The following is a 13,069-nucleotide window of genomic DNA, read 5'->3' on the forward strand; positions in this document are numbered from 1 at the left end:
CTCATATATATAATTTGAGGACTGCCGGAGGAGGGGAGAAGATGAGCAAAAATATTTCCAAGGATGTTCTGAATGTTGTCAATAAGAAATCAGGAAAGAATATCTCGGAAAATGCCGTTAAGAAGCTTGCCAGCACCGTAAAACCTTCTACTATGCAAAATGAGACCCAGCTCCGCCAACTGATCAAGCAGGTGTCCGCGATGGCCAATGTTCCAGTCAGCGAAGATACCATACAGGATATCGTAAGCGCGGTTAAAAAGAGCGGAATGAGTCCGCAAAATATGGAATCGCTGATGAAACTAATGATGAAGAAATAACCCATGAATACTGTAGCGTAAAGGGCAATAAGTCGACGAAGCCTCGCGGCTTCCGAGACTTTATGCTCTTTTTTTAAGATAAAAGAATGTACATGCTTCCATGGAATCATGCTTTTATCTATAGGCAAGAAAGTGAACAAGTTTCATGCTATAATACGCTTATATCATCGTAAAAAGATTGGAGAATCAGAGCCTATGGATCCGATGACAAAAATGTGGGTTTCCCTGATTGCCATGCTGGTAATGGGGTTATCTGTGTTTTTAATTACATTTGCACGTACCAAAACGACCGGCGTTCTTCGGGGGACGTTATCCTTTGTGGCGTTTATTATTATGGTGGTCGGATTTCTCGGGGGAATGGCGGCGTTAATGTGATGAACCGTTTCCGCATGCTTTTTGACAAGAAAAAGCCGGCCCAAGAAACTATTAAAGTTGAAGCGACTGTGACACATGAAGCCACGATGAAGCTTAAGGGCAATACGATTGAGAAAATGGTAGTACCTGAACCGGGTAAGACCATTCTTCAGCACGCCAAGGATCATGAGATTGATTGGCAGCATATGTGCAAACGCGGCACTTGTGCCCGCTGTAGATGTCAGGTGCTTGAAGGTGCTGAGTTTCTGGAGGAGCCGACGGAAGCTGAGCATAAACGCCTCGATCCGGAAGAATTTGACGAAGGCTTCCGTCTGGGCTGCCAAGCGGTTGTGAAGACATCAGGGATTATTTCAGCGCGTAATAAAACCTATTTCTAAACGGATGGGAAGAACAGGAGAGTGGGTCATGCAGATCACATCCGAATTACAGCATGCGCTGCAGCAGGTGTCCGAGACGCTGAACCAAGCCGGAACATGCTGGCTGATCGGCGGTAGCTGCGGACTTCTGCTCCAGAACGTGCATCTGGACGCGATGCCAAGAGACATCGATGTTTATACGGACCAAGTCCATATGGCAGATCTTCATCATCTGCTGCAAGACCGCTCTGTTGACGAGCCTGCTTTAAGTGAAACGATAAGATACCATTCCATCCTAAGCCATTATGAGCTTGAAGATTACACGATGGAATTGGTGGGCGGCTTTCGGGTACGTGATCAAGGGAGTCTTTATGAAGTGCATGTAGACAAGCTGTTGTTACCACAAGCCACAGTGGTTGAGTTGGAAGGAATATTTGTACCATTAATGCCGCTTAGTCATGAACTGATATTTAATATGCTCAGAGACCGGTCCGACCGGTATGAAGCAATTGCTAAGGTAATGAGGACAGATCTTCAGGCCCATTTACCGCTTTTAAGACAAATACTAGACAGCAGCAGCTTTACCGAAATGCATATCCGGCGGGTAGAAGGTCTATTAGGCTTGAACCGAATCGGGAATGATAGTGCAAATCCTCTTCAAGCTCCGTTGCGAGAGGAGCCATACACGAAATGAAACATGAAATCACGTTCAGGCCTTCCGGCAAAAAAGCTGTGGTAAGCCATGGTACATCTGTTCTGGCTGCCGCACACCGGGCTGGAGTACATATCCCCACACGCTGCGGCGGGAAGATGGGATGTCTGATGTGCAAGATAAATGTGGATGAAGAAGCTCGCGGTATGTTATCGCGTCCGGCCGAATCTGAAAAACGCAAGCTTGGATCGCTTGTGCATCAAGGCGTCAGACTGGCCTGTCAGTCCAAAATCGAAGGACCCGTAACCGTAGACATACCGGAAGATAAATTAAAGGCAGCAATCCGTAAACAATTGGAAGCGGCCCGGCAAGAAGATCAGGATCGGCTGTGGTAAGACAGTCTCATTAACATAATATCAATGGATATAAAGGATGATCATTGTGACTCAAGCTTCATTTTCTAGACGCTCCGGAGGCTTCCGGAAAGCTGCAGCGACTGTTATGGTAATTCTGCTCGCAGTGAGTTTGACCGGTTGCTTGTACCCGGATGATAAGAAGAACGAAAACAGGGTCTCATACCGTGAAAGCGTGAAACGGATTCAGTCGGCTATTGATGATTTTCAGAAGGATCAGGGCCTGCTGCCGATTCTGAATGCGGATGAAGATACCCCGAAATATGAAAAGTTTCGTGTTGATTTGGATCAGCTTCAAAAGCGGGGATTCATTGATGAAATACCAACCACAGCCTTTGAAAAAGGCGGTAGCGGCTATTTCATCATTCAGAATGAGGAAACAGACCCGACGATTAAGGTCATGGATCTGATAACGGTACAGAAAGTTAACGATGTACAACGGGCTGTAAACCGCTATAAGATTGCTCATGACGGTAAGCTCCCTGCCGGGGATGAAGTGTATGCAGGTATTCATATGGTAGATCCGGCACTCGCGGATACTAAAAATATCGTTCTCAAAAGTGTCTACTCAGGTCAAGACATGAATTTTATCATGGATCAGACGGGTGTGGTCTATGTTGACTATGCGTTTGATATTATGCAGTTGATTGACAAGGAAGGGCTGAAGCCTTCCAAAGAGGAAGATTTGCGGGAAGAACTCGTGAAGTCCTCGGACTATGTCCCCGTCAAGTCTCTGCCTTATAAATGGTCCGGTGATTCTCCGGTCGCGATTCAACCACAGTCATAATATCCTGAAGGTCAATGATTTAACTTCAAAGCCGTTCTCTATCGTGCTTCTGCACTTTGGAGAATGGCTTTCTTTTTTTTCTCCATCCAATTGATATACATAGATGAACATCTTCTCGCATATATCTGAGATGGATGACGAGGCCGGGCAAAGTTTGGGTATATAGAATGAGCTAATGTTGAGGGGAATGGGCAGAAGCAACCTTAACTCAATCTATAAGTTATGAGATTTTGCAAAATACCCGTCATATTGTTTTTGATAGGTACATAATATGATACTAGTCCAAATGCCTAAAGCGAGTATCGCCGCTTTGCCGTTTCCGATCCAATTCTGACCCCGGCGGCGGACTACTGACGACATTGTATGGCTCCAATCCGTTGCAATGGCTCGAGGCTCCAGATGGAACACGAAGCGGATGCTCTTAAGCATTTTTCCTTCGGAGTAAATGAGGAGGGGATCTCTTTTGGAAAAAGTGGACATTTTTAAAGACATTGCCGAACGCACCGGCGGGGATATTTACCTGGGTGTCGTCGGCGCGGTCCGAACAGGCAAGTCAACTTTCATCAAACGGTTCATGGAAACCATCGTGCTTCCGAACATCGCAAGCGAAGCCGACCGTGCCAGAGCCGTAGATGAACTGCCGCAGAGCGCAGCAGGCAAAACCATTATGACAACCGAGCCGAAGTTTGTGCCAAACAACGCAGTGCAAATTAAGGTGGCTGAAGGTCTGGACGTCAACGTCCGCCTGGTGGACTGTGTGGGCTATGCGGTTGAAGGTGCGAAGGGATATGAGGACGAAAACGGTCCGCGTATGATTTCCACTCCCTGGTTTGAGGAACCGATTCCATTCCAGGAAGCAGCTGAAATCGGAACACGCAAAGTAATTCAGGAGCATTCCACGCTTGGCGTGGTTGTTACAACAGACGGCTCTATTGCCGAAATTCCCCGCGGTTCTTACGTGGAGGCAGAAGAGCGTGTCATTGCTGAACTCAAGGAAGTGGGTAAGCCATTCGTTCTTGTAATCAACTCTACCCGTCCGCGCAGTGAAGAAACACTCCAGCTTCGGAATGAACTTGCTGAAAAGTATGACATTCCGGTCATGTCTCTCAGCGCTGCTACGATGACTGAGGATGACGTCACAGGGGTTCTTCGTGAAGTTCTCTATGAATTCCCTGTGCACGAAGTGAACGTGAATCTGCCGAGCTGGGTGATGGTGCTGAACGAGAAGCACTGGCTCCGCAGCAACTATGAAAATTCCGTCCGCGATACGGTGAAGGATATCCGTCGTCTGCGTGATGTGGACCGTGTAGTATCGCAGTTCATGGATTATGAGTTCATTAACCGTGCTGCTCTCAGCGGCATGAACATGGGTCAGGGTGTAGCGGAGATCGACTTGTTCGCTCCGGATGAATTATATGACCAGATCCTCATGGAAGTGGTCGGTGTTGAAATCCGCGGCAAGGATCATCTGCTGCAGCTGATGCAGGAATTCTCTCATGCCAAACGGGAGTATGACCGCTTCGCTGAGGCACTGGAGATGGTCAAGACGACGGGTTACGGCATTGCTGCACCATCTCTTGCGGAAATGTCATTGGATGAGCCTGAGCTCATTCGTCAGGGAACAAGATTTGGCGTGAGACTGAAGGCTACTGCACCTTCGATCCACATGATCCGGGTGGATGTTGAATCCGAATTCTCCCCGATCATCGGCACCGAGAAGCAAAGTGAGGAGCTTGTGCGCTACCTCATCCAGGATTTCGAAAACGATCCGATCAAAATTTGGGATTCAGACATCTTCGGCCGGTCTCTGCACTCCATCGTCCGCGAAGGTATTCAAGGCAAGATTGCCATGATGCCGGATAATGCAAGATACAAACTTCAGGAGACACTTGGCAGGATCATCAACGAAGGCTCTGGCGGTCTCATTGCCATCATCTTATAAAAATGCAAAAAGAAAGCCGCAGGCGGAATACTCCTCCTGCGGCTTTTTGCTGTTTACATTTACAAAGTTAATAACATGATGCTTTTAAAATAGCCTGAATCTCAGGAGTTATATATACCATGCTGTTGTCAATTTAGCGTTACAAAATTAATATTTATTCATTTGTTTGTAAATTAATTCTCATTAAATTCCTAGCAGTAATTGCGGCCGTAGAATGGTGAAATGCAGGGAATGGGAGTGTTATCTTGCGGAGAAATTGTATGCTTGATTTTCTGGAGAGAAGCGTATATAGACATGCATTTATCGTCACTTTTTATGTTTTAAACCGTTCTCAAGTTTAAAACTCTTGAAATTCTAGTTGCACTGTATTACTATAAGTTTGTCCGCGCCTGCGGCTGTACTAGCTTTATGGCGATTCTATCTGTAAAATAAACAGATGAACGTATATTTTACGGCAAAACGGAAAGAGTGAGTAACAACCGATTCAATCATTGGGGAGGTGAAATAGAAATGAATAAATCCGAACTGATTTCCCAAGTATCTGAAACGGCAGAATTGTCCAAGAAGGATGCGACTAAAGCGGTTGACGCTGTGTTCGAATCCATTGCACAAGCTCTGCAAAGCGGAGACAAAGTCCAACTCGTTGGATTTGGCAACTTTGAAGTTCGCGAACGTTCTGCACGCAAAGGACGCAACCCGCAAACAGGTGAAGAAATCGAAATCCCTTCGAGCAAAATTCCTGCTTTCAAACCAGGCAAAGCGCTCAAAGACGGAATCAAATAAGATTTCTACATATTCCATATGTAAGCAAGAACAAGACCGTGATAAATCTTCAAATTTTTACTGTTCAACTTTTGTCAGTAAAGAATTGAAGATACCTGCAAGTCTTTTCGGTTCAACCGAATGGATCTGCAGGCTGTTCACGGCCTTTTCTTTTCTATCGGGATGTTTCCTGATCCGTATAAGCAATGAGTACCACAGTTTCGCCTGCGGCTTCACTCATTTGCTGCTCAAACTCGCGAAGCTTGAATACTGTTTCTTCATCCAGCTGTGCTGGTTCATAGTTCATCGCAAACACTCCCTTTTATAATAAATACCGTGTCAGTATGCCCGGCAGCGCAACAGCTTATGACCATTAAAATGATATAGGAGAGGAGGATGAAGAATGGAAAATACCAATAATACGGATTACATTGTCGTCAAGGCCAAGGAAAACGGTGTGCAAGTGATCGGACTGACCCGGGGTACGGATACCAAGTTTCATCACACGGAAAAGCTCGACAAGGGTGAAGTCCTGATTGCTCAGTTTACAGATCATACTTCTGCAATGAAAATTCGTGGCAAGGCAGAAGTTCAGACGAAGCATGGCGTTATCGAGAGCGAAAGCTAGATTGCAGGCATAGCCTGCTTTTTTTCGTTGTAAATCGAGGTATGGACTTCTGCGATGAAGATTAAACTAAAGGATACAACAAGCGAGGGAGGCCTTTTCCATGAACCGCTTTATCCTAACTAGTGCTGCACTCTTCATCACTCTGGGAACAGTACTTCTGCTCTTACCATTCAGCAATCTTCATACCTCGGTGTCGCGTTCACCAGAAACATTACCTGTTCTACTGCATCAACCCGGCTGGGAACTTAGCAATGACAATATCGTCGATGCATTGCATTCACTTCCTCTGACTATGCCAATCCGCAGAGTGGAATGGAATGAACCAGCCATGTCTATTGATCTCATCGTATCGGCTCCGGATACCAAGCTTTCGGAGATGTATGAAAATATTGCTGATCTCCTTTCTTTTAGCTTTTCAAGTACTATTAATGTGAATCAGGTCAAGCTCAGGCTTGTGGCTGAGGACAAGTGGCTTGGAACAAAACATCTTTTGCTCGCAGCGGATGTCAGAAGGGAAGATTGGGACAGCGGACTAAATGGGGAGCTTAAACGTACGGGGGAAGCGCCATTGTCTGATCTGATTAAACAGCGTTTCCATGTCATCGAAACAATATTGTGGAAAAACCAGTTCGGATTGCTCCAAAACGGGTAAGAAAAACATGATTGATGTTATTTCTCATAAGACAGATCCCATTTTAATGGAAGTTTATCTTACGATTATAGAATCGTTTTCACTTTGCTGAAAACTTATCCGTTTATAATCTAAAAAAGAAGAAGTGCCACCGTGCGTGGCGAAAAAACATGTGATATAATAGGAAAGATTGTGAACAAAAGTTCTTGTTCGTGAAAAAGAAAGTGATTCAAGAAAGAAATAGGCTCGGAGGCTGACGATGAAACCGTACCGCGTACCCCAACTAGCAAAGAAATATGTCGAATACGACATGATACAAAAACATACGGAGCTGCCGCCTTTTCCTGACGCCCGTGTTCAGCTGTTATATATTTTTCTGAACCAGGGAACAAGCAAGACATCCGTTCATAGCGAATTGTTCTCGCTGGTTACCTCCCTGGTGCAAATGGGTATAGATACGCATGAAACGATTGATACGCAGGAGGGCAAGCCGGGAGAAGGATTTATGCGTTCCCGCCAGCTGAAGGTTCTCGCAGGAGATTATTTCAGCAGCCGGTTTTATCAGATCCTGTCTCAAAAAGGGCAAATCGAGACTGTGTCACGTCTCAGTCAGGCGATTTGCGACGTGAACGTGTTAAAAATGAATTTGTATGGGAAAATGAAGAGCCTGTTCATGTCAGCGGAAGAATATTTGCGGCAAACGGTGCAGCTGAATATGCAGCTGTTTCTTTCTTTTACTCCCCTGCTCGAAGAATCCTTGCATGATTTGTGGAATACGCTCCTGCGCAATGTCAGCGAGTGTGAGACCGTAGCAAGAGAAATGCAGCGGAGCAGTAATGAGCCGTTTATGTACAGTTATTCGTATTGGCATATCCTGGATGTTGCCAGTGAAGAAGACAAACAGGCACTCAGAGAACGTAAAATCGACAACAAGGATTGGAAAAAGCTGATGCTGAAATATAAAGCAGGAGAGCATATGGCTGAAAAGCTTCGCCAAGCGGTAAACGGTGTTCAGTCCATACTGAAAAGCGTCAAGGCTGATAGCCGCTTCCGTGAAATCGGACAAGTTTTGGAGCCTTTCCAGCGGCAGCTTCATGCTTCCGGATCTGCTGTCGGAGAAGGGTAGGGTTGCTTCAATGAATATCAATACTTCTGAGCCCAAAGCACATACGGAGGAACAATATGATCATGTCCAGTCCGTATTCGAAAGCATAGCTCCCAAGTACGACATTATGAATGACATTTTGAGCTTCCGCAGACACAAGGCTTGGCGTAAATTTGCCATGAAGAAGATGGCGATGAAACCGGGTGATACGGCGGTGGATCTGTGCTGTGGAACCTGCGACTGGACACTGAGCATGGCTGAAGCAAGCGGAAACGGTAAAATGGTGGGACTGGATTTCAGTCCGAACATGCTTAAGGTTGGGGAGAGCAAGGTACGCGCCAAGCACTTGGAAGACCAAATTACACTGGTTCAGGGGAATGCAATGGAGCTGCCGTTCGAAGATAACCGCTTTGACTATGCCACCATTGGATTTGGGCTGCGGAATGTGCCTGATTTGGAAAAGGTGCTTCAGGAAATGAGAAGAGTCGTTAAACCGGGCGGCATGGTAGTTTGTCTGGAATTGTCCAAACCTACCTGGCAGCCGTTTAAAGGCATTTATTATTTTTATTTTCAAAAAATACTGCCTAATATGGGCAAGCTCTTTGCCAAAAGATATGAGCAGTACAAGTGGTTGCCGGATTCATTAGCCCTTTTTCCAGGAAGGGAGGAGCTGGCAACGATATTCCGGAACGTCGGTTTACAGCATGTCGAGGCCTTTCCCCTGACTGGTGGCATCGCGGCATTACATATTGGGATTAAGGAGAATCGGCATGTTTAAGAAAATCGGTGTTTTTTTGGAAATGATTAAGATTGAGCATACATTGTTTGCCCTTCCTTTTGCTTTCATGGGAGCCATTCTGGGATCGGTAGTGGTCAATAGCCACCTGCCTTCATGGGCACAGATCGGCTGGATTCTTATGGCCATGTTCGGGGCAAGAAGTGCGGCATTCGGTCTGAATCGGATGATTGACCAGGTTATCGATAAAAAGAATCCGCGTACGGCTGGCCGTGCGATTCCTGCGGGGCTTCTGAAGAATGCGGAAGTCATCGTATTTACGATCGTGTCATTTATTTTATTATTCTGGGCGGCATATGAACTCTCGTCCCTTGCGTTGAAGCTGCTTCCTATTGCAGTGTTTATGCTCGTATTTTATTCGTATACCAAACGGTTTACCTGGCTTTGCCATCTGGTGCTTGGTTTAACGCTCGGCCTTGCTCCACTGGGAGGGTGGGTTGCAGTGACTAACAGCATCGATTGGGTTGCTGTCCTGCTCTATGTAACGGTTGCTTTCTGGACTGCAGGGTTTGATGTGATCTATGCGATTCAAGACATGGAGTTTGACAAAAACGAGGGGTTATATTCCATTCCTGCACGTTTTGGGATTCATAAATCACTTCAGATTGCAAAGTTTTTCCATGTTGTGACGGCGGTTGGCTTTGTGGTTCTGTTCTTCACGACAGATCTTAGCTGGTGGTATTTTGCCGGAATGGTGATCTCATATATTATTTTATTCTATGAACACTACATCCTGTCTCCTAAAGATATGAGCAAGCTGCAAACCTCGTTCTTTACGATGAACAGCGTACTTAGTATTGCGGTATTCGTATTTACACTGATTGATCTGGTGGTGCAGTACCATTGATACATACGGAAAATGAAAAGCGGGGCTGGGTCGTCGGCATAACGGGAGCAAGCGGCTCCGTTTACGGGGTGCGCTTGGTCGAAGTGCTGCTTGAACAAGGCTTTCCTGTTCATGTCGTGGTATCCAACGCGGGTTGGCGGGTGCTAAGCGAGGAACTGGAATGGAATGCCGGCAAGAGGGAACAGATTCTTAGAGAGAAGTTCGACGGACTCCCGGGGAAACTGTATTATCATCCCATTGCCGATATCGGTGCAACTATTGCAAGCGGATCGTTTCGGGTAGAGGGCATGGTGATTGCTCCATGCTCCATGGGGACGCTGTCTGCAGTCGCAAACGGGACCTCCGATAATTTAATGACCCGTGCAGCGGATGTAATGCTGAAGGAGGGGCGGACGCTGGTTCTGGTGCCACGCGAGACGCCTCTTCACGCCATCCATCTCGAAAATATGCTGAAGCTCGCCAGGCTGGGCGTACGGATTATCCCGGCTATGCCGGCTTTTTATTTTCATCCGGAAACGATTGCGGATTTGGTTGATTTTCAGGTGGGGAAAATGCTTGATAGCATGCGCGTTGAGCATCGTCTCTTTACTCGCTGGAACGGCGGTCAAGCTGCGGCTAGGTTGTCTACAGAGAATTGAGAGATCGCATAAGTGATTTATGGGATAGAAATATGCTATGATTTGACTATTAATGCTTCTGATGAAGAATTTCGACTCGAATTCTGCTGCTTGTGAAAAAGGATTGCGGATTGAGAATACGCTGACACGGGTGAAGGAATGAAAAGATTAGACATATTCGGCTTACTGAAAAAAGACATGAATTATATTGAAGACGAGCTCTTTCGGAGTATCGAAGGCGAGCATGAACTGCTGAACGAAACGTCCATGCACCTGCTTAAAGCGGGAGGAAAGCGTCTGCGTCCGGTATTTGTCCTGATGGGCGGCAAATTCGGCTCTTATGATCTGGAAAAGCTGAAGCATGTGGCTGTCCCCTTGGAGCTGATTCATATGGCTTCTCTGGTTCATGATGACGTGATCGATGATGCGGATACACGCCGCGGGGAGCTGACCGTCAAGTCAAAGTGGGATAACCGCATCGCGATGTACACAGGGGATTATATTTATGCCCGAGCGCTTATGATCGCTGCGCAGCTGGGAAATCCTCTGATCCATCAGGTGCTTTCCAAAGCAATGGTCGAAATGTCCATCGGTGAAATGGAACAGATCCGTGATTTCTTTAATACGGAACAGAACGTGCGCCGTTATCTTCTGCGTATCCGCCGGAAAACCGCTCTACTGATCGCGATCAGCTGCCAGCTTGGTGCTGTTGCATCCGACGCTGATCGGAAAACCGTTAATCTGCTGTACCGCTATGGCTACAATGTCGGCATGGCGTATCAGATCCAGGATGATCTGCTCGATCTGTGCGGCACCGAAAAGCAGATCGGCAAGCCGCCGGGTAGCGACATGAGACAGGGAAACATTACGATTCCGGTCATATATGCATTGCAGGACGAAGAATTACGGGGTCCGCTGCTGCGTGAAATCAGCTATATCCGTGAACGAAACGGGGAATGTGATGTCACGGGTGCCATTCGAATCATCAAGGAAAGCAAGGGCATTACGAAGGCGGAGGAGTTGGCCGACCGCTACTTCAAAAAAGCGTTTGACGCGCTTGAACGGCTGCCGGACATTCGGACGAAGAAAAACCTCAGGGATATTGCAAATTTTGTTGCGAAGCGCTCTTATTAAGGTTTTTGATCCGATCCTCTATCAATTGTCAGTCTGAAATAACTGTAATAAGATTACCAAACCAAACCTTATGACTTGAATCAAAACAGGAGAGTGAGTTTATGGAACGAACTTTTTTAATGGTCAAGCCTGATGGCGTTCAGCGCGGTTTAATCGGCAGAATTGTTGCGAGACTGGAAGACAAGGGATTCACCATGGCAGCCGGCAAGCTGGTCCAGGTATCTGAGGAGCAGGCGAAGCGGCATTATGCCGAGCATGAAGGAAAAGACTTTTATGATAATCTGGTGCGCTTCATTACTTCCGGCCCTGTGTTCGCTATGGTTTGGGAAGGCGATGATATTATTGCGCTGTCCCGAATTCTGATGGGGAAAACAAATGTAAAAGAAGCTCTGCCGGGTACAATCCGAGGCGATTATGCATCGCATACACCTCATAATCTGATTCATGGGTCCGACTCTCCAGAAAGCAGCGCGCGCGAAATTGCTAATTTTTTTGAAGCGCATGAACTGGTGAATTACGACAAAAGCATTTCGCCGTGGATGTAATGAACCCGTTTTCTCAATCCGGAGGCGCTCCTGCCGGAGAGCATCAACCGGATCCGGATTATTTGAAATTCATTCAAAATATTAAGCAAAGTACCGGCATTGATTTGTCGGAGTATAAAGAAGCCCAAATGAAGCGCCGTTTGACGACACTTCGGGTAAAAAATGGCTATCAAAGCTTTGCGTCTTTCTATGAAGCCATTTCTAAGGACAAAACTCTTTTCTATGAATTCCTCGATCGTATGACCATCAATGTTTCAGAATTTTGGCGTAATCCCAACCGTTGGGAGGTTCTTAGAGATATCATTCTCCCTGAGCTGTCCGCAGGCGGCAATCGTCGCCTCAAGGTGTGGAGTGCCGCCTGCTCCACGGGTGAAGAGCCTTATACCCTTGCTATGATTCTTGATGGAAAAGGGTTGCTGGCTGATTCATCTCTGGTTGCGACTGACATTGATGAAGGGGCTTTGGCAAAGGCGAAGCAAGGACTCTATATGGAACGCTCTTTGAAGGACGTGCCTCAAGATGTCGCTTCCCGTTATTTTGCACAGGATGGCTTGATGTATAAATTCAGCGAACAGTTGAAGAAAAGCGTTCAGTTCCGCAAACAAAACTTGCTTATGGACCGTTTCGAGGAGAAACATGATCTGATTGTCTGCCGAAATGTGATGATTTATTTTACAGAGGATGCCAAAAACAAACTGTATCATAAGTTTGCGGAGGCCCTTCGTCCAGGCGGCTATTTGTTTGTTGGCAGCACAGAGCAGATATTTACACCTGGGCAATATGGCCTCGAACCGACAGAAACCTTTTTCTACCGGAAGAAATCCTGAAATTCCATCCTGAGGGTATAATTGCAGCCGCTTGATGCGATACTATGGCTAACACAATGATATGGATAAGTGGAGGTCTGCTTCAGTATGGATAAGCGGAAAGTGATTTCGGCGTACCGTCGCGGTTTTATAACGATTCAGGAATGCGGTCAGATCCTGGGTATCGAGGACATCCGTCTCAGCCAGATGGTACAGGATTCCGTGGAAAGACTGAAGGAAGAAAGTAATCAAAAAGAGTGCTTCCCCGTTAATAGCAGTAATGCAGAGTAAGACGCCGTCCCTTCAATTGAGGGATTGGCGTCTTTTTTTGCAAATGTATACCTTCCTTGTCAAAG

At 46.4% G+C, this 13,069-nt stretch carries 19 protein-coding genes; 18 read left to right on the top strand and 1 reads right to left on the bottom strand.

Going from position 1 to position 13,069, the window contains the following annotated elements:
- The first annotated feature begins 41 nt into the window (after nt 1-41).
- From KJS65_RS03545 to KJS65_RS03580, 8 genes are all read left to right on the top strand, one after another.
- Nucleotides 42-317, top strand: a complete 276-nt coding sequence (locus KJS65_RS03545) for a stage VI sporulation protein F (RefSeq protein ID WP_213648598.1) — start codon at nt 42-44, stop codon at nt 315-317.
- Between the two features lie 195 nt (nt 318-512).
- Nucleotides 513-692 carry a DUF2768 family protein gene (locus KJS65_RS03550; RefSeq protein WP_127602835.1) on the top strand — a complete coding sequence of 60 codons (180 nt, stop codon included), beginning with the start codon at nt 513-515 and terminating at the stop codon, nt 690-692.
- The gene (locus KJS65_RS03555) at nt 692-1,069 is read left to right on the top strand and encodes a 2Fe-2S iron-sulfur cluster-binding protein (RefSeq protein ID WP_306432976.1); all 378 of its coding nucleotides are present in this window, start codon (nt 692-694) and stop codon (nt 1,067-1,069) included. Before KJS65_RS03550 ends, KJS65_RS03555 begins: the two co-directional genes overlap by 1 nt.
- Nucleotides 1,070-1,097: 28 nt before the next feature.
- Nucleotides 1,098-1,742: a nucleotidyltransferase family protein gene (locus KJS65_RS03560; RefSeq protein WP_213648599.1), complete on the top strand. Its 645-nt coding sequence runs from the start codon at nt 1,098-1,100 to the stop codon at nt 1,740-1,742.
- Entirely contained in the window at nt 1,739-2,095 is a 357-nt protein-coding gene (locus KJS65_RS03565; protein ID WP_213648600.1) for a 2Fe-2S iron-sulfur cluster-binding protein, read from the top strand. Before KJS65_RS03560 ends, KJS65_RS03565 begins: the two co-directional genes overlap by 4 nt.
- A gap of 37 nt (nt 2,096-2,132) precedes the next feature.
- Complete coding sequence (locus tag KJS65_RS03570; protein ID WP_213648601.1) at nt 2,133-2,900, top strand: hypothetical protein; 768 nt, start codon at nt 2,133-2,135, stop codon at nt 2,898-2,900.
- 463 nt (nt 2,901-3,363) lie between these two features.
- The gene (gene spoIVA / locus KJS65_RS03575) at nt 3,364-4,842 is read left to right on the top strand and encodes a stage IV sporulation protein A (protein WP_213648602.1); all 1,479 of its coding nucleotides are present in this window, start codon (nt 3,364-3,366) and stop codon (nt 4,840-4,842) included.
- Nucleotides 4,843-5,352: 510 nt separating this feature from the next.
- On the top strand, nt 5,353-5,625 hold the full coding sequence (locus KJS65_RS03580) for an HU family DNA-binding protein (protein ID WP_136606198.1): 273 nt from the start codon (nt 5,353-5,355) through the stop codon (nt 5,623-5,625).
- Nucleotides 5,626-5,779: 154 nt separating this feature from the next.
- On the opposite strand, the gene KJS65_RS30055 is transcribed toward KJS65_RS03580, so the two are convergent.
- Nucleotides 5,780-5,911, bottom strand: a complete 132-nt coding sequence (locus KJS65_RS30055) for a hypothetical protein (RefSeq protein WP_280531303.1) — start codon at nt 5,909-5,911, stop codon at nt 5,780-5,782.
- A gap of 96 nt (nt 5,912-6,007) precedes the next feature.
- Here KJS65_RS30055 and mtrB point away from each other — a divergent pair, with 96 nt between their 5' ends.
- The 10 genes from mtrB to KJS65_RS03630 all read left to right on the top strand — a co-directional run bounded on the left by mtrB (nt 6,008) and on the right by KJS65_RS03630 (nt 13,004).
- Entirely contained in the window at nt 6,008-6,232 is a 225-nt protein-coding gene (gene mtrB, locus KJS65_RS03585; protein ID WP_136606197.1) for a trp RNA-binding attenuation protein MtrB, read from the top strand.
- 100 nt (nt 6,233-6,332) lie between these two features.
- Nucleotides 6,333-6,884, top strand: coding sequence for a hypothetical protein (locus tag KJS65_RS03590; protein ID WP_213648603.1), 552 nt, complete (start codon nt 6,333-6,335; stop codon nt 6,882-6,884).
- A gap of 238 nt (nt 6,885-7,122) precedes the next feature.
- A complete protein-coding gene (locus KJS65_RS03595; RefSeq protein WP_213648604.1) occupies nt 7,123-7,989 on the top strand; it encodes a heptaprenyl diphosphate synthase component 1 in 867 nt (288 codons plus the stop codon).
- Nucleotides 7,990-7,999: 10 nt separating this feature from the next.
- The gene (locus KJS65_RS03600; RefSeq protein ID WP_213648605.1) at nt 8,000-8,746 is read left to right on the top strand and encodes a demethylmenaquinone methyltransferase; all 747 of its coding nucleotides are present in this window, start codon (nt 8,000-8,002) and stop codon (nt 8,744-8,746) included.
- Complete coding sequence (locus KJS65_RS03605) at nt 8,739-9,611, top strand: UbiA-like polyprenyltransferase (protein ID WP_213648606.1); 873 nt, start codon at nt 8,739-8,741, stop codon at nt 9,609-9,611. The genes KJS65_RS03600 and KJS65_RS03605 overlap by 8 nt, the downstream gene beginning before the upstream one ends.
- Nucleotides 9,608-10,249: a UbiX family flavin prenyltransferase gene (locus KJS65_RS03610; RefSeq protein ID WP_213648607.1), complete on the top strand. Its 642-nt coding sequence runs from the start codon at nt 9,608-9,610 to the stop codon at nt 10,247-10,249. The genes KJS65_RS03605 and KJS65_RS03610 overlap by 4 nt, the downstream gene beginning before the upstream one ends.
- Nucleotides 10,250-10,387: 138 nt before the next feature.
- Entirely contained in the window at nt 10,388-11,362 is a 975-nt protein-coding gene (locus KJS65_RS03615; protein ID WP_213648608.1) for a polyprenyl synthetase family protein, read from the top strand.
- 101 nt (nt 11,363-11,463) lie between these two features.
- Nucleotides 11,464-11,907: a nucleoside-diphosphate kinase gene (ndk, locus tag KJS65_RS03620; protein WP_213648609.1), complete on the top strand. Its 444-nt coding sequence runs from the start codon at nt 11,464-11,466 to the stop codon at nt 11,905-11,907.
- Nucleotides 11,907-12,734 (top strand): CheR family methyltransferase, encoded by an 828-nt coding sequence (locus KJS65_RS03625; RefSeq protein ID WP_213648610.1) that lies wholly within the window; start codon nt 11,907-11,909, stop codon nt 12,732-12,734. Before ndk ends, KJS65_RS03625 begins: the two co-directional genes overlap by 1 nt.
- Before the next feature lie 87 nt (nt 12,735-12,821).
- Nucleotides 12,822-13,004 carry a hypothetical protein gene (locus KJS65_RS03630; protein WP_213650845.1) on the top strand — a complete coding sequence of 61 codons (183 nt, stop codon included), beginning with the start codon at nt 12,822-12,824 and terminating at the stop codon, nt 13,002-13,004.
- The last annotated feature ends 65 nt before the right edge of the window (nt 13,005-13,069 follow it).

The organism is Paenibacillus sp. J23TS9, assembly GCF_018403225.1.
Lineage (GTDB): Bacteria > Bacillota > Bacilli > Paenibacillales > Paenibacillaceae > Paenibacillus_AQ.

Excerpts from the sequence above, each read along its gene's own strand:
- mtrB (WP_136606197.1), top strand. The coding sequence starts at position 6,008 with ATGGAAAATACCAATAATACGGATTACATTGTCGTCAAGGCCAAGGAA.
- KJS65_RS30055 (WP_280531303.1), bottom strand. The coding sequence starts at position 5,911 with ATGAACTATGAACCAGCACAGCTGGATGAAGAAACAGTATTCAAGCTT.
- KJS65_RS03615 (WP_213648608.1), top strand. The coding sequence starts at position 10,388 with ATGAAAAGATTAGACATATTCGGCTTACTGAAAAAAGACATGAATTAT.
- KJS65_RS03590 (WP_213648603.1), top strand. The coding sequence starts at position 6,333 with ATGAACCGCTTTATCCTAACTAGTGCTGCACTCTTCATCACTCTGGGA.
- KJS65_RS03570 (WP_213648601.1), top strand. The coding sequence starts at position 2,133 with ATGATCATTGTGACTCAAGCTTCATTTTCTAGACGCTCCGGAGGCTTC.
- KJS65_RS03630 (WP_213650845.1), top strand. The coding sequence starts at position 12,822 with ATGGATAAGCGGAAAGTGATTTCGGCGTACCGTCGCGGTTTTATAACG.
- KJS65_RS03565 (WP_213648600.1), top strand. The coding sequence starts at position 1,739 with ATGAAACATGAAATCACGTTCAGGCCTTCCGGCAAAAAAGCTGTGGTA.
- KJS65_RS03625 (WP_213648610.1), top strand. The coding sequence starts at position 11,907 with ATGAACCCGTTTTCTCAATCCGGAGGCGCTCCTGCCGGAGAGCATCAA.
- KJS65_RS03595 (WP_213648604.1), top strand. The coding sequence starts at position 7,123 with ATGAAACCGTACCGCGTACCCCAACTAGCAAAGAAATATGTCGAATAC.
- KJS65_RS03555 (WP_306432976.1), top strand. The coding sequence starts at position 692 with ATGAACCGTTTCCGCATGCTTTTTGACAAGAAAAAGCCGGCCCAAGAA.
- KJS65_RS03550 (WP_127602835.1), top strand. The coding sequence starts at position 513 with ATGGATCCGATGACAAAAATGTGGGTTTCCCTGATTGCCATGCTGGTA.
- ndk (WP_213648609.1), top strand. The coding sequence starts at position 11,464 with ATGGAACGAACTTTTTTAATGGTCAAGCCTGATGGCGTTCAGCGCGGT.
- KJS65_RS03605 (WP_213648606.1), top strand. The coding sequence starts at position 8,739 with ATGTTTAAGAAAATCGGTGTTTTTTTGGAAATGATTAAGATTGAGCAT.
- KJS65_RS03545 (WP_213648598.1), top strand. The coding sequence starts at position 42 with ATGAGCAAAAATATTTCCAAGGATGTTCTGAATGTTGTCAATAAGAAA.
- KJS65_RS03580 (WP_136606198.1), top strand. The coding sequence starts at position 5,353 with ATGAATAAATCCGAACTGATTTCCCAAGTATCTGAAACGGCAGAATTG.
- KJS65_RS03600 (WP_213648605.1), top strand. The coding sequence starts at position 8,000 with ATGAATATCAATACTTCTGAGCCCAAAGCACATACGGAGGAACAATAT.
- KJS65_RS03560 (WP_213648599.1), top strand. The coding sequence starts at position 1,098 with ATGCAGATCACATCCGAATTACAGCATGCGCTGCAGCAGGTGTCCGAG.